Source organism: Desmospora activa DSM 45169 (assembly GCF_003046315.1).
GTDB lineage: Bacteria > Bacillota > Bacilli > Thermoactinomycetales > DSM-45169 > Desmospora > Desmospora activa.
This window is the reverse complement of the sequence record NZ_PZZP01000001.1, coordinates 2,465,895-2,491,307: the sequence shown is the minus strand read 5'-3', so window position 1 is coordinate 2,491,307 and position 25,413 is coordinate 2,465,895. Positions and strand designations below refer to the sequence as shown.

Sequence of the window (25,413 nt, the reverse complement as noted above, 5' to 3'; positions counted from 1 at the left end):
CAGAAAGCAAGCTGACACCTCCCATATTGGCTTGCGAATTCGAAGGAATGGGGGAATCACTGATGAGAGGGATCGGGATCGTTCGCAAAGTGGATCACCTCGGCCGGATTGTGTTGCCGAAGGAACTCAGGGACACGATGAACATCAACCCGCACGATGGTGTGGAGATCTTTGTCAACCAAGACACCATTGTGTTACAAAAATATAATCCATCCTGTATTTTCTGCGATTCCAAAGACGGTCTCTTCTATTTCAAAGAGAAAATCATCTGTGAAAGCTGCCTAGAAGAAACCCGAAGCCATGTTTCGTAAAAAAAGCCCTGTCGCCATTTGGCGCAGGGCCGTTCTTTTTACTTTATGCTGTGTGGATGGAGGGATTGGTTAAAGTTATATCATACAACTTTCTTTATTGTTCGCGCATCGCCCGACACCGACACGGGGCAAAAGGCTTAGTGCCCCTGCCATAACATCAGTTCAGTTCGAATTTACCGTGGATTGACACAGGCAGAACTCGCACGTCGACTGAAAGTCTCTCCCTCTCAAGTTTCCATGGATGAGTCTAATGAATACCATGGAATCAGTGTACAGAAGCTGGAGCGGATCATGAAAGTACTAAACATTGAAGCCGCTTTTCGGCCTAAGAATACAGAAGACGGAAATCGATATGTGGGTATTTAAAGAACCGGTTTGCCTAGCCCTATTAAGGGCTTTTCTTTTTGAGGGAGGTACGAATATTCAAAATCCCTCTCTCCATCCATAGCTAATCAACACACTTGAAAAGCACGCCCGATTCTCCTTTGACATAGCATAGGGATAATCGCCTTATTCATCCCAAAGGGGAATGGTGGCTGTGAAAGTGATAAAAAACGAAGAGATGCAAACAGATGCCGAACCGTTGATGGAAGACGTATTCGCCCTGATGGAACGCGACGGGCATGAGCAGGTGGTTTTTTGTCTTCATCAGACCTCAGGGTTAAAAGCGATTATCGCCATCCATGATACGACATTGGGACCGGCGCTGGGCGGTTGCCGCATGATTCCTTATGAGTCCACCGATGCCGCAGTCAAAGATGTATTACGTCTCTCCAAAGGCATGACCTATAAATGCGGGTTGGCCGATGTGGACTACGGTGGCGGAAAAGCCGTTCTTATCGGTGATCCGCAACGAGATAAAAGCCCTGAACTGTTTCGTGCGCTGGGTCGGTTTGTCGGCGGTTTAAACGGTCGTTTTATCACTGGGACAGATATGGGAACCAACCCGGAGGATTTTGTGCATGCGGCACGGGAGTCACAATCGTTTGTCGGTTTGCCCGTCAGTCACGGCGGCAGCGGAAATACGGCGATTCCCACTGCTTTTGGCGTGATGCAAGGATATCGGGCCACTGCAGAACATCTATGGAGCGACCCCAGCCTGGAAGGAAAAAGGATTGCCATCCAAGGCGTGGGCAAAGTGGGAGGACGCTTGGTCTCGCAATTGGTGGAAGCGGGTGTACAGGTGATGATCGCCGATCCCCATCCCGATCGGTTGGCGGAGTGGAAACACCATCATCCCGAAATTACGATAGTGGACGTCGATGAGATCCATCGCCAGCCCTGTGATATTTTTTCGCCTTGTGCCATTGGTGGAGTGATCAACGATATCACGATTGATCAACTTCGTTGTCGGGCGATCGTGGGTTCCGCCAACAATCAATTAGAACGGGATGAGCATGGGGATGCTTTACATCAGTGCGGAATCTTGTATGCGCCTGATTATCTGGTTAATGCCGGTGGATTGATCCAGGTGGCGGATGAACGGAACGGATTTCATCTGGAGCGGGTGATGGCACAGACACAAGGGATTTATGAGATGTTGCTCAACATATATCGATTATCCCAGGAAGAGGATCTGCCCACGTGTCGGGCGGCGGATCGTCTGGTATTGGAGCGATTGCGACGAGTGAGTGATTTAAAACGAATCTTGCTCGGAATGGAGTGCAAAGGGTAGGGAGTGAGGAGGCCGATGTTGCAACAGTCAGATCAAGCCGTACAGTTTCTGCAACCGGATGGAAGTTTGTCGGACCAAGGGCGTCCGGTTTGGGAGAGTTTGTCGTCGGAAATGAAGCGGAAGTTCTACGAGGGGATGGTATTGGCCCGTACCATGGATCGTCGATCCGTCATTTTACAGCGCCAGGGACAAATCGGCACTTATGCCCCGCTGGAAGGGCAGGAGGCAGCTCAAGTGGGAAGCGCGCTGGCGTTGGCAAAAGAGGATTGGATTTTTCCCAGCTACCGCGACCATGGTGCCGCCATGATCGCCGGGATGCCGTTGGATCGGATTTTGTTCTACTGGATGGGGCGGGTAGAAGGGAACATCGCACCAAAAGGAGTGCGTATCCTTCCACCCTGTGTGCCAATCGCCACCCAATTGCCGCAAGCGGTTGGCACGGCATGGGCGGCTAAATGGCGTGGGGAATCTTCTGTTGCTGTCGCTTATTTTGGTGACGGTGCCACCTCAGAAGGGGATTTTCACGAGGCGCTCAATTTTGCTGGCGTGTTTCGCCTACCTTGTATCTTTTTTTGCCAAAACAACCATTACGCCATCAGCGTTCCCTTCTCCCGCCAATCCGCCACAGCGACGGTAGCGGAAAAAGCGCGGGCTTATAACCTCCCCGGCGTTCGCGTTGACGGCAATGATGTAGTGGCGGTGTATGATGTGATGCGCAAAGCGCTCAATCGGGCCCGCCGTGGAGAGGGAGCGACGCTGATCGAAGCGGTTACCTACCGAAAAGGCTCTCATACAACTGCCGATGATGCCAAGCGTTATCGCAACCGAGATGAAGTAAAGGAATGGGAACGACGCGATCCGCTTCAGCGGTTGGAAAAACGATTCCTCATCGATGGCACGTTGACGAGGGGGCAAGTGGAAACCTGTCACCGGCGCTGCCGCGAAGAAGTAGATAAAGCCTGGAAAAAAGCATCCCAGGCGAAGAAAGCGCCACCGACGCATCTGTTTGCCCATGTGTATCAATCCTTACCGGCTGAACTAAAGCGGCAGCGGGCACAGGTGGAGGGAGAAGCCCATGGCTGAGCTCACTATGATACAGGCGATCTGCGATGGATTGGCTACCGCATTACGCCAAGATAAACGTGTTGTGGTCCTGGGAGAGGACGTCGGTAAAAATGGAGGTGTATTTCGAGCCACGGAGGGGTTGTGGCAGGAGTTTGGAGATGAGCGGGTGATCGATACACCCTTGGCTGAAGCGAGCATCGTCGGAGCGGCGATCGGCATGGCGATCAACGGGATGCGACCGGTGGCAGAGATTCAGTTTATGGGTTTTATCTATCCTGCTTTTGAACAGATTGTTTCTCATGCTGCCCGCCTGCGCACCCGCACACAGGGGCAATATTCCGCCTCCATCGTCGTGCGGGCACCTTATGGAGGCGGAATCCGGGCGCCGGAGCTTCACTCAGATTCCACTGAGAGCTTGTTTGTACACATCCCTGGATTGAAAGTGGTGGTCCCTTCCACTCCAGCTGATGCCAAAGGGATGCTGCTGGCGGCAATTCGCGATCCAGACCCTGTCATCTATTTGGAACCGATGAAATTATACCGATCGACTCGGCAACAGGTTCGGCAGGAAGCGTATGTGATTCCGCTGGGACAAGCGCGGCAGGTACGGGAGGGAGAAGCACTGACGGTGCTGGCATGGGGAGCGATGGTGCCTTTGGTGGAGCAAGCGGCAGAGCGGTGGGCGCAGCGTGGGGTGAGCTGGGATGTGCTGGATCTACGCAGTTTATATCCATTGGATGAAGAAGCGATTCTGTCCTCGGTGCGAAAAACGGGTCGGGTGCTAATTGTCCATGAAGCGCCCAAAACAGGCGGCTTAGGTGCGGAATTGACCGCGTTGATCAATGAACATGCCTTTTTATGGTTAGAGGCTCCCATCACTCGAGTGACCGGTTATGATGTACCGGTGCCGATGTTTGCGTTGGAGGATGATTTTCGACCCAATCAAGAACGCATTGATCGTGCAGTAGAAAAGGTGCTGGCTTTTTAATGAGGAGGAAAGCCCATGACAGTCCAATTTAAATTGCCGGATATCGGAGAAGGTGTAGCGGAAGCAAATCTGGTACGCTGGTTGGTACAGGAAGGGGAAAGGGTTGATGTGGATCAGCCTCTGGCTGAGGTGCAGACCGATAAAGCGGTGGTACAGCTTCCCTCCCCAGCGGCCGGACGTGTAAACAACTTGCCTTGGCAGGAAGGGGCTACCGTACCGGTTGGAGAAGTATTGGTCGTGATCGCTGCTACGGAAGAGGAGCCATTGATCGAGCAGACTCTCTCTCCCCCACCCTCCCCCAGGAGAGGGGAGAAGGACTCCCAAGAGCGTCGGGTGCTGGCGGCTCCCTCCACCCGCCGCCTGGCACGGGAATTGGGGGTGGCGCTCACACATTTAGAAGGAAGCGGTCCCCAAGGACGGGTGATGGATGAGGATGTGCGTCGGGTTGCTGCTTGTGCTGAAACAATGGAAGCGAAGGCGAATTCAAATAAACCAGGAACAAATGAAGGCGGATCGCTTACCCATCCCACCGCTTCCTCCTCTGCGAGCGATAAGCCTGCGAGTGAGGATTATACGGAAGAGCTTCTTTCTCCCATCCGCCGAGTGATTGCAGAACGCCTCACCTTTTCCCTCAGCCATAAGCCACACGCGACCCATTTTGATACATTGGATGTCTCTGCTCTTGTCGGGTGGCGACAACGGATCAGAGCAGCCGGTGAAAAAAACATAGGTTACCTCTCGGTTCTGATCAAGATCATCGCCATCAGCTTGCGGGATCATCCTCGATTAAACGCCCATTATGACGAGGACCGCAGGGTGGTGCAAAAATTTCAGCCGGTTCACATTGGCGTAGCGGCGGATACCCCACAGGGACTCTTGGTTCCGGTCTTACATCATGTTGAAGAAAAAAACATCTGTCAATTAGCGGATGAGCTAAAGCAAAAAACAGAGGTAGCCCGTCAGGGAAAACTGATACCGACAGAGATGAGCGGAAGTACCTTTTCTGTCAGCAATACCGGCCCCCTGGGTGGACAGCGAGCCACCCCCATTATTAATCCGCCGGAAGTGGCGATTCTCGTCATTCACCCAATCGAGCAACGTCCGGTGGTAAAGGAAGGGAAACTGGATATCGGTTGGCGTATGAACGTCTCTCTTTCCTTTGATCATCGCGTGTTGGATGGCGGTGACGCAATTCGTTTTACACAAACATTGGAGTCGTATACCACTTGTATGGATAAGCTGCTATTGGAATTGAAGTAAAAAGGAGCAACCGTTGTGATCCAAGTTCACTTTTCACATCTTGACTACAATGTAGCGGATTTAGAAGAGGCACTTTCCTTTTATAAACCGCTGATGGCGTTTTTAGGATTTCAAATGGAGGTGCGTCAGCCGGAATGGGTTCTTTTTGGCAATGGACGGATGAAGCTCTGTTTGGTTCAGTGTGAAGAGCGGTATCGGGATGCCGGATTTCATCGTAAGCGACCAGGGTTAAACCATATCGCCTTTCAAGCGGACAGTGCTGTTGCTGTGGATCAAGTTGCCGATTTTCTCAGGCAGAGGGGAATTTCGCTCCTGTATGATAGCCCGGGCAACTTTGATTCACAGCGGGAATATTATGCCGTCTTTTTTGAGGATCCGTTTCGACTGAAGTTGGAAGTGGTGTACAGTCCGGATTATCTCTAAAAAATGCGGAGGAAACTCCGTTTTTTTTTCTTTCAGAGTGGATTCAGGATTAAGATCAAGTCTTCATCGGCCACCGGTATATGGGTGATATTGACAAACAAATCGCACTTGCGCCATAATATTCATACAATTAACACTCCAAATTAAAGGGGTGAATATAATGGCACAATTGGAAAAACCACAGGCCCAAGAACAGCGGATTAAACAGCCAGGAACCCCGGAAGTGAAGTATCTGTTTTCGTTTTTGTGGATGATTTTACTGACTAGTGTCGCTTTTGTTCTCGTTGTGATGGAGTGGTTTTCGCCGGTTTGGACGATTACTCTGATCGTATTGTTGGCCTGTTGGCAAATCGTGTTGCAATTAGCTTCCTTTATGCATTTACGGGAAAAAGGAAACGGCATTACCGTTACCTTTATTGTGATGGGTGGCATCGTGTCTGCGACGGTGATTGTAGCCTTGTGGTTGTTATGAGAGGTCGGTTTGTTGTGTTTAAAGGGGCTGTTGAGCTGTTTGCCGGAGCTGCCGCCATTGATTGGTGCGGCGGCTTTCGATTGGTTAAGGGCTCTTTCCGCTAGAATAAACCGGCCCATTGCGAAAACAGAACCACACTCCCTAAAATCCATACATAAACGGCAAACCCTTTTAACGATCCCTGCTGCAACAGATGGATCATCCAGCGAATCGCCACATAGCCACACAGTGCTGACAACGTGATGGCCAGGAGCAACGACGATAGCGGCAAGCGGTGAACGTGACCGCTAAAGAGATCCACTCCTAGCAACAGGCATGCACCCGCAATCGCAGGGATCGACAGAAAGAAGGAGAAGGATGCGGCTGTTCCTTTGTCGATTCCCCGCATCAGAGCGGCGGCGATTGTGAGGCCGGAACGGGAGATGGCAGGTAGAATAGCAGCTCCTTGAAAGGTACCGATTACGACTGCATCCATGGGGCGGATCTCTTCCAGTTGTTTATGGCCCTGATCTTTGATGCGATCGGACAGCCACAGGATCGTACCGGTAGCGAGGAACTCCCACCCGATGGTGACGCCAGTGCGGGAGATTTCTTCAAAGAAATCCTTAAACGTCAGGCCGATGACGGCAGTGGGAATCGTTCCTATGAGCAAGAGCCGTCCCAAATGTCCAAACGGGCGCCGCACCACTTCCCACAATTCACGATGGTAGACGGCCAGCACCGCCAACAGGGTGCCGGTGTGAAGAACCGTATCCAAAAACAAGCCCGCTTCATCCAATCCAAACAGATGCCTGCCCAAATAGAGATGACCAGTACTGCTGATGGGCAAAAATTCCGTCAACCCCTGAATGACGCCCAATATGAGCGCTTCCAACCAATCGATGGGAACCACCTCCATCCATGTAGACAAGCGTTAGAGAAGCAGCTTTCCTGCCTCTGCGACCACATTGACAAAGGGGACAGTTTCATCGAAGATTCCACGGATGTTTCCTTGTGCATCGATCAGCACAGTTGCTGGTACCGATGTGAGACCAAAGGCGTCGTAGGCGGTTCGCCCTTTGTCTGTCAGTACAGGTAGGGCGAGTCCAAGTTGATGGACGAAGGGTGCTACCCGCTCTGGTTCCACCTCCCGTCCTGTCACGTTGATGCTGTACATGACCAGAGGAGCATCCGTAGGCAGCGAACGGTAAAAGCGATCCTTTGTGGGTAAATCCTGTTGACACGCCGGACACCACGTCACCCAAAAGGAGAGGATGACGGGACGGCCGCGCAGCTCCCGCAGGCAGACCGTCTCTCCGGTTAAGCTTTCCAGACAGAGATCAGGGATGGGGCGGGACATGATTTTTCCTCCTTGTCCGTGTTTTGTTTTGTTATGGCAGGAACCTTGTCGATATGATGTTCACGGTCTTTTGCGCACGTAGGGCCTCTCTATCGGGTGATATTTGGGGTTACTCTTGGGGCATCTTTTGTGGTTACAGACGCGTCAGTACCAAACCCGTAAACAGAAAGAGCAAGGAACATTTTTGGATCAGAGAAAGGCGCTCCCGGAAAAACAGGATCGATAAAAGTGCCACAACAAGGCTGTTGGTGGCGAAGAGGGGGGCGACGATGCTGGCGGGCCCATCGATAAGCGCAATGGTGTAAAGTTGCATGCCGATAAAGGAAAAAATACCTGCCGCTCCACCCCATATCAATCCCTTCCGGATGCTGACGGGAGTGCGGTCGGAATCATTTGTCGTACTCCTCCGTCGCCTCCACACTTCTACGGACATCCAAATCAGGCTAAACAGGTAGCCGTAAAAAAGAACGATCTCCCCAGCCAATCCCGCTTCTTCCGTCACCTTTAACCCACCGTTTCGAAAGGTAAAAAGAAGAGTAGCAGCAATGACGAGCACATACCACCGGCGGTTTTTAACGGCCAATTTTTCATCGGGATCAATCGGGATCAGGAAAACCGCTGCCACCAATAACGTTACTCCAATCCCCTCCATCAAAGAGAGCCGCTCACCGTAAAACAAGATGGAAAAGAGAATGATGAGGAGAATATTGGTATTAACTAGTGGTGAGGTAAGGCTGGCAGGCCCTTTCTTTAAAGCCAGCATAAACAACCAATTGCCGGCGGCTGAACCGATCCCAATGACCAACCCGCCCAATAAAACAGCGCCATCGAAGCGAAATTGGCCAAATGCCCACACCCACAATAAAAAACCAATCGTACCTGTTAAATAGAGTGCCCACAAAGTTTCAATCACTGCACCACGATGATGGGAGCTGGCTTTCATCAAAAAACCGGACATACCAAATATAATGGAACTTAATAGGGCCCATACGAACCACATCAATTACTGTCGATCCTTTCTGGGTAATTCTGCTTTTACGATAGCCATTTTACCCTATCACATGCTCGTCGCTTTCGTCCATCGCCTTGTAGAAATATTGCCCCCTTCTTTCTATGGGTAGTCCAATAGTGTGACAATCATACCAATGAAAAAACGGTTCCATATAAAAAGAAGCTTAAAGCCAACTCCTCAACCGCCGACTGCATAATTCTGTTTATCCCATCGCAGTCTATGGATTATTGGAGGTGATGTCAAATGGCGCAGGATCAGTCATTTGAACGAGAAGATCATGTGGACCCCTTGGTACAGGAGACCCGTTCTCTTCCACCGGCACCGCCCGTCAAACATCGTAATCGCATGCGGGTGGAAGAGGAGGGCAAGATGGAAGAACGGAGTACACCCCATTCATACAGTGATGAACTAAAACGGTTGTAATTCGCGGCTCGACACCCACAGCAGGGTGTCTTTTTTGCATCGGCTAACATGGTACAATAGGGGCAGTATTGCCGGTTATTTGAGAATAGGCCGGCCGGTTGGGAGGGTTTTTCGTTGACAGAAATCGAAACGTTAAAAGAGGCGGCCAGAGTGCGGGTTGCCCATCTTTTACCCAATACCACTTTTCAGGATTTTGATGATTTAAACGCTCGGATGTTAATTGCGGTTACGTTGTTGCAACGTGGGGAAAAAGAGTTGGCCTACGAACTATTTGCAACGATCGCTTCTCAAGGCCCACAGGAAAATGAGAACCGACATTTTGCCTATGTGCGCAGTTTGGTGGAGATGGCAGAATTGGATGCGGAGTGGGAACGGTTTGCAGAAGCGGAGGCCCGGATGGCGGAAGGAGTGGCGCAGTTTCCGGAATCGATGAATTATATGATGAGCCGTACCCATCTACAAGTTTACTTAAGCTACTATCGGTATCGTCTGGGCAGGCAGGAAGAGGCTCACCAGCAGTTGGAAGAATTGATTCAGCAGGAAGAGGAACGATTTCGGGAACTACCGCCTGCGGACGGTTCCAATTTGGTGGGGCCGGGTCTTTGCTATGCTCTTCATCAGCGCTCCCTCTTTTTTGTGGAGGAAGGGGAGTGGCAACAGGCGGTAGAAACTTTTCGGCGGTTGCGAGGGTATGCCAGCTACACGGATGAGGACGGTTGGAAAGAAGCCGAGAGTTTAGCGGAAGCGGGAAAGTGGGAAGCGGCGTATAACCGGATGGTGGACTCCACTACCTATGATGCGGCTTAAAGAGAAAAAGGCGTATTTAGCTCTTTCAGGAGTGGCCGATCTCCAGCGCAGTATCTGTTGGCACCGACCATGAAGTGGAGTGCCGGTCCGGCCCCAACCACTTTGGTCACACATGCTTTTTCTTTGTCTGCTGGCTGAGGGGTAGAACAGCTGCTGGTGCGGAGTCGAAAATCCGGTACCGCACCTCCGCGACAGCTCTAAACCGACATTAGGAGGGTAAGCCATGCGAGCGGTGATCGTGACAAAACCGGGTGGGCCGGAACAGTTGACATTGGGGGAAGCGCCGCTTCCCCGCCATACGGACCGAGATTTGTTGGTAAAGGTGAAGGCAACCGCCTTGAATCGGGCGGATACGTTGCAACGACAGGGAAAATATCCACCACCGCCGGGAGCCAGCCCCATTCTCGGGTTGGAGATGGCAGGTGAGGTGGTGGAAGTAGGAGCGGAGTGTACCGGCTGGCAACCCGGTGACCGTGTATTTGGATTATTGCCAGGTGGGGGCTATGCCGAATACGCCGTCATCCCAGGGAAGTTGGCTATGCCGATTCCCAACGGATATCGTTTTGCAGAAGGGGCGGCGATCGCCGAGGTGTATCTAACCGCTTATCAAGCGTTATTTTGGTTAGGTGAACTGAAGCGGGGGGATCGGGTCTTGATCCACGCCGGTGCCAGCGGTGTAGGAACCGCCGCCATTCAGTTGGCGAAGCAGGCGGGAGCGTTTGTGATCGTAACAGCGGGATCGGAGCAGAAACGAGAGGCTTGTCGCCAGCTGGGAGCGGATGTCGCCATCGATTACAAGGTCACTTCTTTTGCCGCCGCAGTAAAAGAAGCTACTGCCGAAGGAGTGGATGTGGTATTGGATTTTGTCGGGGCCGCTCATTGGGAGCAAAACCTGGACTCCTTGGCAGTGGATGGCCGCTGGATTTTGATTAGCACCTTGGGCGGTTACCGGGTGAAAGAAGTGGATTTACGTTCACTGATGGCCAAACGCATCCATATCAAAGCGACCACCCTGCGCTCGCGCAGCCCCTCATATAAAGCGGAGTTAACCAAGGACTTTGTCGATCACGCGCTGCCGCTCTTTCGTGAAGGCAAGCTAAAGCCGGTAATTGATCGCATTTTCTCTTGGCGGGAAGTAGTGGAGGCCCATCGCTATATGGAGGCTGATCAGAATATCGGCAAGATTATATTGATGATTGACTGAGGAAAACGGTGATGTGAATCATCATTTCCCAGGGAATGGAGAGTATACAAACGACCTTGGCAAAGGAGGCATCCATTATGGAAAGATCGGCAATTCGGCAGGCACTACGGGAATATTAAGTCTAAATACCCTTGTAATACTTTTCGCAGTGGGTCCTGATTTTGTTCATGGTATAATGGGGCTGTTGATTCGACACTAGAAATAAAGGGTGAGATTATGGGAAGCAAATATAGTTTAACGTGGGACTTGGATGTCTTCTTTCCCGGAGGAAGTGAATCTCCAGAATTTCAGCGCTATTTGGAGCAGTTGGAGGTAGATGTAAAAACGTTTTCCGCCAAGGTGGAACAGACCGATGTGCAAAACACCAACGATTTGGATTCATGGCATGAAATTGTGGAGACTGTCCAGGATTTATCGCGTCGCTTGGGGGAAGCAAGTGCCTTTATCTCCTGCTTAACAGCCCAGGATGTAAAAGATGAAGGGGCAAAAATTCTGCGGGGGCGGCTATCACAAGTAGGGGCCGCTTTTAGTGCTGGTATGAACCAGCTGGACCATTTGATCAAGCAGACGGACCAGGAAAATTGGAACCGGCTTTTGCGTGATTCCCGCCTGCAACCCCTCGCGTTTCCCTTGGAGGAGCGGCGTCGGCGGGCATTGGAGAAGCTGCCTGCGGATCAGGAGAGCTTGGCAGGAGATTTGTCCGTCGATGGATACCATGCCTGGGGAGATTTGTACAATGCGATTGTCGGCCGGATCACCATTCCCTTTGAGGAAGATGGAAAAACGGAGCAACTATCCGTCGGGCAAGCTGCCAACAAGCTCTCCAGCCCGGATCGTCAGGTGCGGCAAACCGTTTTTCGCCGAATGAATGAAGCATGGGAGCACGAATCGGAGCTGCTCGCTTCCAGCCTAAACCATCTGGGTGGGTTTCGCTTAAATTTGTATCGTCATCGCGGATGGGATTCCGTATTGAAGGAACCCCTTGACATCAACCGCATGTCGGAACAAACCTTGACGACGATGTGGGAAGTAATTAGCCAAAATAAGGGTAAATTTTTGCAGTTCTTTGAGCGGAAAGCTTCTTTGTTGGGGGTTTCCAAGCTGAGTTGGTATGATGTGTACGCTCCTATCGGTTCCGATAATAGTACAGTCAGCTATGACCAAGCGGCTGACTTCATTCTGGAACACTTCCGGCAGTTTGATCCCAATATGGCCGATTTTGCTCGTCGTGCTTTTGCGGAGAGATGGATTGAAGCGGAAGATCGGCCTGGCAAGCGACCGGGCGGGTTTTGCACAAACTTTGCCCAAAGCGGACAGTCTCGTATCTTTATGACCTTTGCCGGATCTGCTTCCAATGTGGCCACCTTAGCTCATGAACTGGGGCATGCTTATCACCAACATGTGATGAATGACTTGCCGCAAATGGTACAACGATATGCGATGAATGTAGCGGAGACTGCCTCCACGTTTGCGGAATCGATTGTGGCGGATGCATCGATTAAAAATGCCGCCAGCCGGGAACAAAAAATCACCCTGTTGGAGGATAAAGCGCAACGGGCAGTTGCCTTCTTCATGGATATTCATGCCCGCTTCCTGTTTGAGACCCGCTTTTATGAAGAGCGAAGAAAGGGATTGGTATCCGCCGCTCGCTTGCGAGAGTTGATCGTGGAAGCGGAGAAAGAAGCGTTTTGCGATGCGCTTGATGAATATCATCCTTATTTTTGGGCATCCAAGCTTCATTTTTATATCACTGGCGTTCCTTTTTATAATTTCCCCTATACCTTCGGCTATCTGTTTAGTGCAGGCATTTATAACCGTGCATTGCAGGAAGGACCCGCCTTTGCCCAAAAATATGTCGATCTGCTCCGAGATACCGGTCGCATGACTGTGGAAGACCTCGCTCATAAACATCTGGGAGTTGATCTGACCAAACCGGAGTTTTGGCAGGGGGCTGTCGATCTGGCTAAAGCGGATGTGGATCAATTCCTGGAGCTGACTGAAGGTGATTGATATCGCTAAAGGTAAAAAATACATTTGTGACAGGTAAAGAATTTGGCGCGCCACGATAGGGTGGTGCGTCGATTTTTTTGGTTGGAGGGTAAATTTAAGGTTTGGTTTTGGTATGGGAAGGTTAAGAGGGTAATGTTTGAACATGGAGGTGGTAATTGTGCGCATCAGCATCGATCCCGGCTTGGGGGTACGGGGCGATGGCAAAGGAACCGCTGAGCATCCTCCCCAATTTGACTATAGCTTGTTTGTCGCCAAACGGATCTATGACTTACTACAGAAGGAGACGGATCTAGTTCCGTCCTTAACCCGTTGGCAAAGTGAGAGCAAAAACTGGCGGGAACGGTTGGCAGCGGTTAAAAGCCATCAAGCACAGATGTGCCTCTGTCTAAACATCGACAGTTGGCTTACCTGTGATTGCTCCAGCTTTACCAGCTATGTCAGTGTGATGGCGCCGGGAGATACCCGTCGATTGCAGGCGCTTTTGCATAATGATGTCGCTTGTCGACTTCGCCTTGAATATGGGGTGATTGACGGAGGCAAACGAAACGATACCGAGCATCGCGACTTTGGTTTGCCGTTACTGGAGTATAGTTCTTGTTGCGCGGTCTGCTTAGAAGCGATCTTCGTCTATTCCAATGGAAGCACCATCCTAGACTCCGATGCTTTTCAGGACTCTCTCGCCCGCATTATCGCCAATGGAATCATCAACCATCGCAATTTTTTCCATCATCATGAGTAAGGAAGAGGATAACAAAAACCCCCGCGATTATGCGGGGGCGTGATCACTTAAACAAAAAATCCTGTAAAGAAAAAGAGAGACAAGACGACGACAATAACCAAAATCCAAATAAAGATCGAGCCAAATCCAAATCCTATCATGATGAATCGCCTCCTTTTTAATTGCTTTTGTAATATCTTATGTAGAAATCATATGTTTGATAGTTTGCATACCTATTTCTTCCAACGAAAAAGACCGGTTCGATAGAACCGGTCTTTTGTTATGAATCAATGAAACAGCTGCATTAACAGTGTAGCCATGATAATGGTGGAGGCTCCACCGATACGAGTGGAGATCTGGGCAAAGGGCATTAGCTGCATGCGGTTGGAGGAAGAGAGAATCGCCACATCCCCTGTTCCGCCGAGGCCGCTGTGGCAGCCGGTGACAATGGCGGCCTCGATGCTGTACATTTTCATCCACTTACCCACATAAAATCCGGTCATCACCATGGTGATCACCACAGACATCACAATCGCGATGTAGGAGGGGCTGATCACTTTTAACACTTCATCCAGCGGGATAAACAGAACGCCGAGACCCACCATCAACGGCCAGGTTAGGGTTGAGGAGATAAATTTGTAGAGGTGGAACGCTCCCTGTTCCATTTTCGCCGGCAAGACCTGTATATATTTTACGATGGCGGCCAAAAAGATCATCAGAATGGCGCCGGGGATCTCGACGAACCCTTCAGCTACTTTACCAAAGATGAAAAAGCTACAGGCCAGAATCAATCCGGCACCCATCAGAGGAAACTGGATCGGCTTCTCTTCGTTTTGCAAAGCCAACAATTCTTTCTCGTTGCCGCTTTTCACCAGCATTCCGTTACCGCTCAACTCCGGTTTCTTTTCACCCAGGCGTTTCAATAAACCAGCGGAGATCACCGCAATAATGTTACCCAATACGGCTGCGGGAATCATTTGTGAAATAAAGCTTTCCGCAGGAGCACCTAAGATGTGGGAATAAGCCAGGGAGAGAGGTAGAATTCCTTCCCCGACCCCACCACCGATAATGGGTACGATAATGAAAAAGAAGGTGTGATACAACTCATAGCCAAACAGTGTACCAACTAAGAGTCCCATCAGAATAGAGGCGATTGTTCCGGCCGCCAAAGGCACGAACATCCGGATAAAGCCCTGAATCATCACAGTTCTATGCATGCCCAAGATACTTCCTACAACCAATATGGATATATAGAGGTAAAGAAAGTTAGCAGAGCCGGGCTTATTGTCGACCAGAACGGTGATGGCTTCCACCGCTGAGGGAGAAAAGAAATCAAAAAAGATCATAATTGAAGGAACAAATAATGCCAGAATCGCAGGACCGCCGATATCTTTTAGAATCGGGATCCGTTGGCCGAGGTCGCCTAGCAGAATTCCAAGCGCCATAATGACGGCAAAACCGCCAATCATATCAGCGGGAAGCTTATTGTAGACGGCAGCGAGATAAATGATCGCAGCCAATACCAAATAGAGTGGTAAAGGTAAAAATCCGACTTTCATTGCAGCTAATCGTGAGAGAAAAGGGGGAGGTATTGTTTCCGCAGATTTCATAAAAAGACTCCTTCCACAAAAACCGCTTAGATTTACCGCGTATAAGAAATCGCTTTCCTTTTTAACAGTACATAGGGATTGAAGACCAACTATTATGCTACCTGTTTCAAATGTTTTCATGAAGTCAAAATAACTAATAAAAAAGTTTTATAAATAAAGTAAGCAGTAATCCATATATAAGATTCACCTTTTTGTGTGGGAATATGTTTTTTCACGGTTTATTTGATGGGGAAAATAGGGCATGAACCCATTGGGGAAATATTGCATAAGGTATCCCGACATTTTTTAAAGAGGTGTTGGGTGTGAGTAATGAAAGCAGAGGGTACCACGAAGAAGGACTGTCCGGGGACCAACAAATCTCTGATCATCGGCACTTGGCTTGGCACGAAACAATGGAGTTACATGAATTGACTGCTTTTCAAGCCAGTGCGTTAATCAAATTAAAAAAGAGCGTCAGAAAGGTGAAAGACCCCCAGCTTCAGTCGCTCTATATCTATTCCATCCAATTGCTTGAACAAAATTTACGTGAATTGCTTCTCTTTTACTCCTACGCGCCTTCCGTCAGTAACGACCATCATTGTCATAGGGGAATAACTGCTTCTCAGGCTGGAGACTTATTAGGGTTGGCTAAAACCTCCGTTCGTACCTATGCTGCTGCGATCACGGAAACGGCGACACCTATACTGCGGAGAGTTTTGACGAAGCAGCTTCATGCCGCGGTGGAATGGCATGGGAAAATTTTTTACTATATGTTGCAACACGGTTATTACCCTGCGTACAACCTTGAAATGTTATTAAGAAATGATCAAGTTAATGCGCAAAGAGCCATCGCCATGCGCTATTAACCGTGCTGAAAATCGGAAAGGCCGGTAGAACAGTAAAGATCCTACAAGAGATCTTTACTGTTCTACCGGCCTATTGTTAACTTCCCTCATAAGTCTAATATTCGCATTTACCCCACGGTTAAAACGAGAAGCTTTACTACTTTAGTGGAGAGTCGATCACAAATGGTTGAACATCCTTATAATACGGTAAAGATGGAATGGCCCCTTTTTTGGTGACAGTTAATGCACCAACAGCGTTGGCCATCTCGACCGTTTCCTCCAGATCCATAGCATGGACGATGCCAAATGCAAGCGCACCATTAAAGGAATCACCAGCACCAACCGTATCGATAGGCTCCACAGGAAAGCCGGGGATGTGTATCATTTTGTGTTTATTGGCAATCAGCGCCCCCTGATCAGCAAGTGTCAGGATAATGTTTTGAACCCCTTTGTCTAATAAGATTTCTGCCGCCTTCTGTGCACTGTTTTGATCGTGAACTTCAATGCCTGATAAAAATTGGGCTTCTTTTTGGTTTGGTGTTAAATACGTGATTTTTTTATATAATTCGTCATCCAGTTCTTGTGCCGGTGCTGGATTTAAAATAACCGGAACATTGAACCCATGCGCAAGCTCAGCCGCCCTTTTTACGGTTAAAATATTCATCTCCAATTGCAGAATGAGCACACCGGCTTCTCGGATTACTTCTTTTACATTATCCACTTCTTGCGGAGTGAACTGTAGGTTTGAACCGGGGATGACGATAATGCGATTATTTCCATGCTCATCGATATAAATGGATCCGACACCGGTAGGGTGAAGCTGGTCACGTAAAATATAGGATGTGTTGATGCTCTCCGCATTTAACGTATGTAAGAATTCATCTCCAAAGTCATCAGCCCCTAGCTTTCCTACCATCGTTACGGGGGCTCCGAGCCTGGCGGCGGTTACCGCCTGGTTTGCCCCCTTTCCTCCGGGAAACCGTCCAAAACTGGTTCCGATCACGGTTTCACCATCTTCCGGTATGCGGGGAGTAAGGGCAACCAGGTCCATCATAAAGCTTCCAATAACGAGCACGCTTTTCGTTTGTGTTTGCCCCATTTTGTCCACCTTCTAAAATGAGTTCTGTTTATGTTTTAGTAGTCGAAGCATTTTTTTAAATCTTTTGCATTAAATGGCGATATATCTGGCAATGGTAACCGCTCTTGAACGGGCAAGATCGAGTGGATCGTTTGGTGTGGTTCCGTTTGGTACCAGTAAGCCGTACTGGAGTAATCATCACTTCGATGATTGTTATGACCGTGTTCAATCGTAACCTTAATCGATTGATCAAATGTTATCGGATCTTGTATATGGTACCGATAGACAGAGATCTTGCCGGACCAGTTGGGACCGCCGCCTAGAATGATACCGTGATAAGGGGTGCATACTTCCTGTTGCGGACACCATGCCGTGTTAAAATAGTCTTCCATTCCTGTTCCATGTAAGGAGGGAGGCCAAGGTTCGCCATCGATAAAAATCATATCGTCACCTTCGCCGTACCAATTCCATTCCGGTGTAAAGCGCAAGTTATGGATATTTAGATTACAACCCACATAATGTCCTTTACCCACTGTGTCTAAAAGGACATAATTATTTTCTCCCGATCGATTTTTCCCTCCAAAACAGTAGAGCGCATTTGAGATGTTGTCTTCGATGCCCGTGGTCCGCTCTCGCTTCCATATAGCATGAAATCGAAGCGGACTGTCGATCTCCGCTTGATACAGCTCATAGTCGATATAGTAGTAAAACTTAATGGGCGCATCCGCTTCACTCGTAATTTCGATTTTGGCGTTTTGGCCAAAGGGCATGGGGAAGAAACAGTTTAAAGCCCGGCCATCTTCCGGACTCATCGTGAGCGGGGCAGAGGAGTAGTTTTTGGTGATGCCGTGTCCCATCCCGAAGAAATCACCGATCGGTGCTTGTACACTCGGGTTTTCCTCATTGTCCCAGAACATTCGTAATACGATTTTTCGATGTAAAAACGCCTCAAGTGAATCATCGAGAGGGGCCATGGTCATCCAGATGTGCGTGATACAGCCCGAACCTTCCAGCTCACAAATCGTTTTGCGATCCCCTGGGAATACCTCGATATAATCTTTATTTCCCCCGGTTTTATCGTAGCTGGATGCTCGTTTCCTTTTACAATTTCGCTCTCGGTATAAATCCCGTAACGAGGTACCTAAAAACGTCATCACTTATTCCCCTTTTCGTCTGTTGATGTTAAAGATAAGGGCGATGATTGATCGAGGCTATTGCTCGCGATCAAAAGCGGTCATTTCCTGATCTTTTCAGATAATTGTTGCCCTAAGCTGCCGCCGGGATGGTATAGATAAAAATCCTCTTTTTCAAATTTTTTTAAAACAGAGAGGCCGATGGCTAATGCATCCCCAATCACAAGCGTAATGGTTGCGCTTGTCGTTGGGGCTAGACCGAGATGATCCGCCTCTGTCTCATAGTGATAAGTGAGAGCAGTATCACACGATTGGGCTAAGGTTGAGTTTGCATTTGAAGTGATGGCAATCTTTTTTGCACCTATTTTAGCCAATGAGGGGAGGAGATTTAACACTTCCGCCGTTTCACCGCTGTTGGAGATCATGATGACGATATCCTCTTTTTGTATCATGCCTAAATCGCCGTGAACGCCCTCCGCACTATGCACAAAAAACGCAGGCGTACCTGTGCTGGCGAGAGAAGCGGCGATTTTTTTTCCGATGTGTCCAGACTTTCCGACTCCTGTTACAATCACTTTCCCTTTGCAATTGCGTACGAGGTGAAGTGCAGTTTCGTAATTAGGGCCAATCTGTTCTGAAAGCGCTTTAATCGAAGAGGCCTCCAATTCGATTACTTCTTTCATCTTACTTAATATTTCCAATGTCCTTCTCTCCCTTGTTGTCATGCTTAAACGTGGGTGGATTTCATGATGGGCTAAAATATATGTAAACGTTTACACGTAGGATTCGGAATTATTATATACACCGAATCTTACTTTGGCAAGGGAGAATTTTGAATTAAAAATCTCTTCATGGGGAGAGGCAAGGAGGTTCGTTGATGTGAAATTGAACTGAAACGCCCCCGCAAATTCCATATGGGCGTTTCAACTTTCGGTTACCATAGAAAAGTCTCTTCATCGCGTTTGGGTATTCGATTCAACGGGACCCATAGAGGTGAATTTGGGGAATAAACGTCTCTTGTATAATCTTTTTGCGTTTTTGCAGACGATGCATAATAATCTTCCCTACTTTTAAACCCATTTCATAGGGTTCTTGTTTCACATAGATGATCTGCGGGTTATCCAGGAGTTGTGCTGCTTCCACTTCGCCATAAGAGGCGACCACCATATCTTCCGGTATGTTGTATCCACGACGCCGCAGTTCAAGGATTACGCCAAAAGACATGGTGTTGTTAAAGGATAAGATTGCTGTCGGCTTTTTGTCGAGACTCAAAAAGTAATCGACGGCTAGACATCCGTCTTGTTGTGCAAAGTTGCCTTGATACGCAAACTGGAGGTCTTCTTTTAATCTATACTCCTGCATCGCTTGCTTGTACCCTTCGTATCGTTCCCAACCGGTACTCACTTTCAACGATCCGTTAACGACTCCGATCTGTCGATGCCCTTGCTCCAGCAGTGTTTTTGTTAAACCGTATGCCGCCTGAATATTATCTTCAATCACATAGTCTAGTTGCTGGGATTCGATCTCCATTTTTCGGTCTAATAAAACAATCGGAATCCCAGCGGAAGCGACGATGTCTTCACTCTCTCCCGATGTTGCTAAAACGATGGCATCTACTCTTTTTTCATACATCACCGTAAGCAGTTCTCTTTCTTTCTCCGAATCTTCATCAAAGCTGCAAAAGATTAAGTTGTAACCACTGTTGCTGACGGTATCTTCAATTGCTTTTGCAATTTTCATAAAGTAAGGATTGGCGATATCGGGAACAACGACACCGATTGTATTCGTTTTGTCCTGTTTTAAACTTCTGGCGATTGCATTCGGTTGGTAGTTTAGTTTTTTGACGGCGGCAAGAACGCGCGCTTTGGTCTCGTTACTCACATAACCGCTTTCATTTAAGACACGAGATATGCTGGCGGTGGATACACCGGATTCTTTTGCCACATCTTTAATCGTTATATTCCCCAAAGCGGCTTACTCCTTTCAAAAAAACCGTTTCACGAGGGGTTCATTCATCATCTCTTTTAGACAATTTTAACACAGTTTTCGGGGGAAGAGCTGGTTTGATGGGAGCTAACAGGGATACACGTTTTTAGCCTTGTGAGCGGACTTCTACTATTTTTGAAAATTTTCTTATTGCTTCTGTTGGATAAATGATTTAGAATACAAAAATGAAAGCGATTACAAACACTCACTCCATTATGTAAACGTTAACACATCGGATAAAAGGTGGTTTTTGCAGTAATGGGATAGACATCAGCATCGTCTGTGCACAGTTCTCGAAACGTTCGGCAAAGGAGGAAGGGTGAGATGAGAAAAAAGGCGTTCGCGCTACTTTTGTCGATTGTGTTGGTTTTATCGATTTTCCTTGCTGGCTGTGGCAATGATGCTGCATCGGGAGATAAAGTCGTGATCGATTTTTGGGCAAATCAATTTGAGGAAACGACAGACGAATGGTTTAAAAAGTGGGTTGATGAGTATAACCAATCGCAAGATAAAGTGGAAATTCGGTTGCAAATCGTACCAGGAGACGCTTGGGCACAAAAATTAAAAGCGGCGCAAGCCGCTGGTAAGGCTCCACAGGTTTATACCATGAATTACAGTAATATCGCTCCCTCCGTTGCCAAAAACCAATTGACGCCCCTAGACGAATATACGGATGCAGCCATCTGGGATGATCTGTTAGACAATGTGGAAGAATTTGTGACGGTGAAAGGAGAGCATTATGCTTATCCCAAGCTGGTAGAGCCGTCTGCGGTTCTGTATTACCGCAAGGATTATTTTGAGAAAGCGGGCCTGGACCCTGAGCAACCTCCGCAAACATGGGATGAATTGATCGATTACGGTAAAAAGCTAAAAACAAACAATCGATACGGTTTACATATCGCCAACAATGCGGATGAATTGGCATGGTCAACATGGGGATTACAACGGAACGGCGGCCGTGAAGCCGTTAACGACGAGTGGACGAAAGCGACGCTGGATAAGCATTACTTAGACTTGATCACCTTTTATCAGCGAATTTATGCGGAAAAAATTGCACCGGCGCAAGCATTGAGCGAATATACCGATTTGCAAGATTTTGGTGAAGGGAAGGTGGCAATGGCGGTTTCGGGATCTTGGGGAATTGGGCAGCTACGCAACGATTACCCGGATATCCTCGACAATGTCGGTGTAGCGGTGATGCCTTCCCCTGACGGAGACCATACCAAGCCGGTTTCAACCTTAGGCGGATGGACATTGGTGATCGATGGCAGGGCTGAGAACCCGCAGGAGGCCGCCGATTTTATTTCGTGGCTGTTGGCGGGGGATACGGAGATTATGGTGGACTTCTTTCGCACCAGTAAGTTTTCTAAATTTCCAACTCGCACTTCTGTAGAGGAAGCGCTAAATGAAGATCCGGAAGGAAAAAAGGATGAGGTACGGAAGCTGATCGCGGAAAAAGTGGTTCCCAATTCCGTCAGTGAGCCGATTTATCCGTGGGAAATCAGCTTTGCGTACGGTTCAGCCATTGAGCGGGCCATTAAAGGGCAGCATCCACAGAAGGCGCTAAAGCAGGCGGAAGCGGAAATCAACGACTACATCAAAAAGAATAATCTTGCGGGGATAAATCCAAAGCAATGATCCAACCCAAGGGTCAAATGGCTTTTCCGGAAGTACAATCTTCCGGGAAAGCCGATGCGGGGGTGAGGTGGGTAAAGCATGGGTAAAATCGAGCAAACGAAGAAGTACGATAATGGGACCGCTTATTTGATGTTGTCCCCCATCGTGATCCTGTTGACGAGTTTTGTTGCTGTTCCCTTTGTTTATGCCATCTATATCAGCTTTTACAACTGGGGCTTTTATCAAGACTCCGTTTTTGTCGGTTGGCGCAATTTCTATTTGGTTCTTACCGATCAGCTGTTTTGGCATTCGATTGTCGTCGGGTTGAAATTTGCCTTGTACGTCATCCCGTTACAAATGCTGCTTTCCTTCTTATTCGCCCACGTTATTCGCGCAATGGGGAGACGATCTTCCGGTATTGTAAAAACATCCATCTATATACCGACGGTTATTTCCGGCATTATTGCATCGATCATTTTTGGGTTTATCTATCATTATGACGGAGGGATCGCCAATTACCTCATCGGTCTGATCGGCATCGAAAAAATCGCATGGTTAAACGATGTGAGCACAGCATTGCCCAGTTTAGCGGTTCCGGCTATATGGCTTGGGTTTGGAATCTCGGCATTAATCATGCTGGCGGGATTGCTCGATATTCCCGATTCGTATTATGAAGCGGCGGATATGGAAGGGGCAAATGCCTTTCAAAAGATGATTTATATCACCATTCCGTTAATGAAAAACGTGATTCTGTTTTTGTTGGTAACCGGATTTGCCGGGGCGTTACAACAGCTTGAACTACCGATGATCATGACTGGCGGAGGACCGGTTAACGCCACACTGACCCCTAACTTGCACATCTTTAACCACTTTAGAAACGATGTAGAAATGGGATACACCATTGCCGCCGCCCTGTTGATGTTTGTCGTCTTGGGGAGTATAGCGGCGTTTATCTTTCGGATTTTAAATTCGGATAAAGCGATTGACGGATAACTGGTGGTAAAGGTAGGGAGTGTCATGGTTCGAGGAAATGCGGTTGGCAAGGCGATTGTTTATAGTATCGGGTTTTTGGTATCGATAGTTTCCATATTTCCGTTGGTCTGGTTGGCGATTGCAGGCTTCAAAGGCAAAACCGAGGTGGTTGCCACTCCCTTTCGCTTTTTTCCGGAAAAATGGCTGATTTCTAACTATATCACGATTTTATCGGATGAAGCCTTTTCGCGCTCGCTTTTGATCACCTTTATCGGTGCTGTTATCTTTACCGTTTTTACGCTGTTGATCAATTCAATGGCGGCTTATGTTTTTGCCCGGTTGGAATTTCGCTTTAAACGCATCCTGTGGGTCTATGTCATCATGACGATGTTTATCCCCAGTATGGCGATTCTCGTTACTTCCTTTATCGTTGTCTCAAAAATGAATCTATTGGATACGATCGCGGTGTTGATCCTTCCCGGTTTGGCCTCAGCCGCCCATATGTTTTTTATGCGCCAGTTTTATTTGAACATACCCGTATCGCTGGAGGAAGCGGCCATGATCGACGGAGCCGACCGCTTTAAGATCTATCTCTATATATTTTTACCCTTGTCCTACCCGGTTTTTGTCATCGTGGGCATCGCTGCTTTTCTCGGCTATTGGAATTCCTTTATCTGGCCGACGATGACGATTACAAGCCCGGAGCTCTATCAAATTATGCAGTATCTGGCGACGTTTCGATCGGAGCGCGGCTCTGAGATGGGCTTACTGATGGCAGGATCGACATTGTCGGCGATTCCTACCATTGTACTGTTCCTATTCTTTCAAAAGCACATCATGAAAGGAATTAAAATCTCCGGTTTAAAATAACCGGTCAGCAAAAGGATGGTGCAAAATGAACAGAAAAAAAGTGTTTGTGTCGACTCTTCTCATGAGCGTATTGCTTTGTACCGTATTTTTCAGCAGTGTGGAAGCGGTTACACCCTCCGGCCCTGAAATCATCGCGCGGGTGACGGGAGCGACACCAGCAGGGGAAACCGTACCCAATCCCAATCAGACCGACGTCAACTATCGCATCTCAGGAACGGATTTAGGCATTATTTGGGAAAAAGGCGATGGGGAATACTTTATCGCGTTTGGCGATACCAACGGGTTGGATGAACACGACTGGCGCAGCAATACACTGGCGATATCCTCGGATACCAATCTGGAAGATGGCTTATCTTTTGATACCATGATTCAGGATACGCCTGGACATGCCAAGGAGATCCTGCCTTCCAAAAAAGTGGACCGTGACGAGATTACCGTCATTCCTACCGCCGGTGTAACCGTTGGTGACAGACATTATATTCACTATATGTCCGTCAATCATTGGGGAGATCCCGGCCGATGGTATACCAACTATTCCGGAATCGCTTACTCCGATGACGATGGAGAGACGTGGGTAAAGCACCCAACGGCCCGCTGGCAAAACAATAATAACACCTGGGACAACAAGTTTCAGATGGCGGCATTCGTCAAAAAGGACGGCTTTGTCTATCTATATGCTACACCCAATGGACGCTTTGGCAATATTCATTTGGCGCGGGTGCCGGAGAACAGCCTGTTGGACATCGGAGCCTACCGTTATTGGAATGGAAACGAGTGGGTCGCTAATCAAGCAGAGGCGCGGCCGGTTGCTATCGGTGTAGCGGGAGAACTTTCCGTCGCTTATAATACCCACTTTGATCGCTATATCATGACGTATCTCAATGAAGACCGACGCGCCATTGTGATGCGGGATGCCCCTACGCCGACCGGACCGTGGAGCGGGGAAAAGATTTTGGTTCCAGACGGTTTTACGGGATTGGGGCAATATGGCGCGTATATGCACCCCCTGTCCAATGACGGTCCAGATCTTTATTTTGTGATGTCTACCTGGTATCCGGATTATAACACCCATTTGCTGAAAGCTCGTCTGGACGATGATCTGTTAGGCGACAATATCCTCTCCGATCCCGGTTTTGAAACGCAAACAAAAACACCGATCATGGCGCCGTGGTATGTAGAAGGGGAAGGAGGGATTGATCGCAACCTCGGCTATGCCCGTACAGGCGAGAACAACGGCTATGTTCGAAACGGAAGCGGCTGGAACGCGATTATGCAGCGAGTTGCGGTACAACCGCACACGGATTACACACTGAAGGGGTGGGTGCGAACGTCCAACAACAATACTGATGGCTACTTCGGTGCGAGAGTATACAAGGGTTCCATCTTGAAGGAGAGCAAGTTTGAGTCCCTTTCGGAATATACGGAGTTGACGGTGCAATTTAACTCCGGAAACAATGACATCGTGGAGATCTATACCGGTATGTGGGCGGAGAATGGTGATACATGGGTGCAAGTGGATGATGTCAGTTTGGAGAAAAACTAAGTTTGGATGAGTCTACTTTAGCGGATCGGAAGGATCGCTTTCCGATCCGCTAAAGTGTCATTTTGCTGAGAAG

Annotated in this window: 26 protein-coding genes; 18 read left to right on the top strand and 8 right to left on the bottom strand. The window is 48.6% G+C overall.

The window, feature by feature from the left end:
• Positions 1–59 precede the first annotated feature (59 nt).
• From C8J48_RS11995 to C8J48_RS11960, 8 genes are all read left to right on the top strand, one after another.
• The gene (locus C8J48_RS11995; protein WP_107727732.1) at positions 60–311 is read left to right on the top strand and encodes an AbrB/MazE/SpoVT family DNA-binding domain-containing protein; all 252 of its coding nucleotides are present in this window, start codon (positions 60–62) and stop codon (positions 309–311) included.
• Between the two features lie 156 nt (positions 312–467).
• Positions 468–677 (top strand): helix-turn-helix domain-containing protein, encoded by a 210-nt coding sequence (locus tag C8J48_RS19375; protein WP_107727110.1) that lies wholly within the window; start codon positions 468–470, stop codon positions 675–677.
• Positions 678–840: 163 nt separating this feature from the next.
• Positions 841–1,986, top strand: coding sequence for a Leu/Phe/Val dehydrogenase (locus C8J48_RS11985; protein WP_211316621.1), 1,146 nt, complete (start codon positions 841–843; stop codon positions 1,984–1,986).
• 15 nt (positions 1,987–2,001) lie between these two features.
• Positions 2,002–3,069: a pyruvate dehydrogenase (acetyl-transferring) E1 component subunit alpha gene (gene pdhA, locus C8J48_RS11980; protein ID WP_107727108.1), complete on the top strand. Its 1,068-nt coding sequence runs from the start codon at positions 2,002–2,004 to the stop codon at positions 3,067–3,069.
• The gene (locus C8J48_RS11975) at positions 3,062–4,039 is read left to right on the top strand and encodes an alpha-ketoacid dehydrogenase subunit beta (RefSeq protein ID WP_211316620.1); all 978 of its coding nucleotides are present in this window, start codon (positions 3,062–3,064) and stop codon (positions 4,037–4,039) included. The genes pdhA and C8J48_RS11975 overlap by 8 nt, the downstream gene beginning before the upstream one ends.
• A gap of 15 nt (positions 4,040–4,054) precedes the next feature.
• Positions 4,055–5,299 carry a dihydrolipoamide acetyltransferase family protein gene (locus C8J48_RS11970; RefSeq protein WP_107727106.1) on the top strand — a complete coding sequence of 415 codons (1,245 nt, stop codon included), beginning with the start codon at positions 4,055–4,057 and terminating at the stop codon, positions 5,297–5,299.
• A 15-nt stretch (positions 5,300–5,314) separates the two neighbouring features.
• Positions 5,315–5,722, top strand: a complete 408-nt coding sequence (locus tag C8J48_RS11965) for a VOC family protein (protein ID WP_107727105.1) — start codon at positions 5,315–5,317, stop codon at positions 5,720–5,722.
• A gap of 160 nt (positions 5,723–5,882) precedes the next feature.
• Positions 5,883–6,194, top strand: a complete 312-nt coding sequence (locus C8J48_RS11960; RefSeq protein ID WP_107727103.1) for a cytochrome C oxidase subunit IV family protein — start codon at positions 5,883–5,885, stop codon at positions 6,192–6,194.
• Positions 6,195–6,294: 100 nt separating this feature from the next.
• Here the strand turns inward: C8J48_RS11960 and C8J48_RS11955 are convergent, their stop codons facing one another.
• The 3 genes from C8J48_RS11955 to C8J48_RS11945 all read right to left on the bottom strand — a co-directional run bounded on the left by C8J48_RS11955 (position 6,295) and on the right by C8J48_RS11945 (position 8,533).
• A complete protein-coding gene (locus C8J48_RS11955; RefSeq protein WP_107727729.1) occupies positions 6,295–7,077 on the bottom strand; it encodes an undecaprenyl-diphosphate phosphatase in 783 nt (260 codons plus the stop codon).
• Positions 7,078–7,107: 30 nt separating this feature from the next.
• Positions 7,108–7,533, bottom strand: coding sequence for a TlpA family protein disulfide reductase (locus tag C8J48_RS11950; RefSeq protein ID WP_107727101.1), 426 nt, complete (start codon positions 7,531–7,533; stop codon positions 7,108–7,110).
• A gap of 133 nt (positions 7,534–7,666) precedes the next feature.
• Positions 7,667–8,533, bottom strand: a complete 867-nt coding sequence (locus C8J48_RS11945; protein WP_107727099.1) for an EamA family transporter — start codon at positions 8,531–8,533, stop codon at positions 7,667–7,669.
• Between the two features lie 255 nt (positions 8,534–8,788).
• Between C8J48_RS11945 and C8J48_RS11940 the strand changes: the two genes are divergently transcribed.
• The 5 genes from C8J48_RS11940 to C8J48_RS11915 all read left to right on the top strand — a co-directional run bounded on the left by C8J48_RS11940 (position 8,789) and on the right by C8J48_RS11915 (position 13,728).
• Positions 8,789–8,968 (top strand): hypothetical protein, encoded by a 180-nt coding sequence (locus tag C8J48_RS11940; protein ID WP_107727097.1) that lies wholly within the window; start codon positions 8,789–8,791, stop codon positions 8,966–8,968.
• A 114-nt stretch (positions 8,969–9,082) separates the two neighbouring features.
• Positions 9,083–9,775, top strand: coding sequence for a hypothetical protein (locus C8J48_RS11935; RefSeq protein WP_107727095.1), 693 nt, complete (start codon positions 9,083–9,085; stop codon positions 9,773–9,775).
• 223 nt (positions 9,776–9,998) lie between these two features.
• Positions 9,999–10,979 (top strand): NAD(P)H-quinone oxidoreductase, encoded by a 981-nt coding sequence (locus tag C8J48_RS11930; protein ID WP_107727093.1) that lies wholly within the window; start codon positions 9,999–10,001, stop codon positions 10,977–10,979.
• 216 nt (positions 10,980–11,195) lie between these two features.
• On the top strand, positions 11,196–12,989 hold the full coding sequence (locus C8J48_RS11920) for a M3 family oligoendopeptidase (protein ID WP_107727089.1): 1,794 nt from the start codon (positions 11,196–11,198) through the stop codon (positions 12,987–12,989).
• Between the two features lie 142 nt (positions 12,990–13,131).
• The gene (locus C8J48_RS11915) at positions 13,132–13,728 is read left to right on the top strand and encodes an N-acetylmuramoyl-L-alanine amidase (protein ID WP_245891222.1); all 597 of its coding nucleotides are present in this window, start codon (positions 13,132–13,134) and stop codon (positions 13,726–13,728) included.
• A 266-nt stretch (positions 13,729–13,994) separates the two neighbouring features.
• On the opposite strand, the gene C8J48_RS11910 is transcribed toward C8J48_RS11915, so the two are convergent.
• Positions 13,995–15,317, bottom strand: coding sequence for a 2-hydroxycarboxylate transporter family protein (locus C8J48_RS11910; RefSeq protein ID WP_107727085.1), 1,323 nt, complete (start codon positions 15,315–15,317; stop codon positions 13,995–13,997).
• 356 nt (positions 15,318–15,673) lie between these two features.
• Here C8J48_RS11910 and C8J48_RS11905 point away from each other — a divergent pair, with 356 nt between their 5' ends.
• The gene (locus C8J48_RS11905; RefSeq protein WP_107727728.1) at positions 15,674–16,162 is read left to right on the top strand and encodes a spore coat protein; all 489 of its coding nucleotides are present in this window, start codon (positions 15,674–15,676) and stop codon (positions 16,160–16,162) included.
• A 136-nt stretch (positions 16,163–16,298) separates the two neighbouring features.
• Here the strand turns inward: C8J48_RS11905 and rbsK are convergent, their stop codons facing one another.
• The 4 genes from rbsK to C8J48_RS11885 all read right to left on the bottom strand — a co-directional run bounded on the left by rbsK (position 16,299) and on the right by C8J48_RS11885 (position 20,320).
• The gene (rbsK, locus tag C8J48_RS11900; protein ID WP_107727083.1) at positions 16,299–17,240 is read right to left on the bottom strand and encodes a ribokinase; all 942 of its coding nucleotides are present in this window, start codon (positions 17,238–17,240) and stop codon (positions 16,299–16,301) included.
• Between the two features lie 35 nt (positions 17,241–17,275).
• The gene (locus C8J48_RS11895) at positions 17,276–18,373 is read right to left on the bottom strand and encodes a glycoside hydrolase family 172 protein (protein WP_107727081.1); all 1,098 of its coding nucleotides are present in this window, start codon (positions 18,371–18,373) and stop codon (positions 17,276–17,278) included.
• Positions 18,374–18,453: 80 nt separating this feature from the next.
• Positions 18,454–19,053 carry a KpsF/GutQ family sugar-phosphate isomerase gene (locus C8J48_RS11890; protein ID WP_170105429.1) on the bottom strand — a complete coding sequence of 200 codons (600 nt, stop codon included), beginning with the start codon at positions 19,051–19,053 and terminating at the stop codon, positions 18,454–18,456.
• 274 nt (positions 19,054–19,327) lie between these two features.
• On the bottom strand, positions 19,328–20,320 hold the full coding sequence (locus C8J48_RS11885) for a LacI family DNA-binding transcriptional regulator (RefSeq protein WP_107727077.1): 993 nt from the start codon (positions 20,318–20,320) through the stop codon (positions 19,328–19,330).
• A gap of 342 nt (positions 20,321–20,662) precedes the next feature.
• On the opposite strand from C8J48_RS11885, the gene C8J48_RS11880 reads away from it, so the two are divergent.
• The 4 genes from C8J48_RS11880 (at position 20,663) to C8J48_RS11865 (ending at position 25,340) form a co-directional block, all read left to right on the top strand.
• On the top strand, positions 20,663–21,976 hold the full coding sequence (locus C8J48_RS11880) for an extracellular solute-binding protein (protein ID WP_107727075.1): 1,314 nt from the start codon (positions 20,663–20,665) through the stop codon (positions 21,974–21,976).
• 78 nt (positions 21,977–22,054) lie between these two features.
• The gene (locus C8J48_RS11875) at positions 22,055–22,948 is read left to right on the top strand and encodes a carbohydrate ABC transporter permease (RefSeq protein ID WP_107727073.1); all 894 of its coding nucleotides are present in this window, start codon (positions 22,055–22,057) and stop codon (positions 22,946–22,948) included.
• 24 nt (positions 22,949–22,972) lie between these two features.
• Entirely contained in the window at positions 22,973–23,797 is an 825-nt protein-coding gene (locus C8J48_RS11870) for a carbohydrate ABC transporter permease (protein ID WP_107727071.1), read from the top strand.
• Between the two features lie 25 nt (positions 23,798–23,822).
• Complete coding sequence (locus C8J48_RS11865) at positions 23,823–25,340, top strand: glycoside hydrolase family 183 protein (protein ID WP_107727069.1); 1,518 nt, start codon at positions 23,823–23,825, stop codon at positions 25,338–25,340.
• The last annotated feature ends 73 nt before the right edge of the window (positions 25,341–25,413 follow it).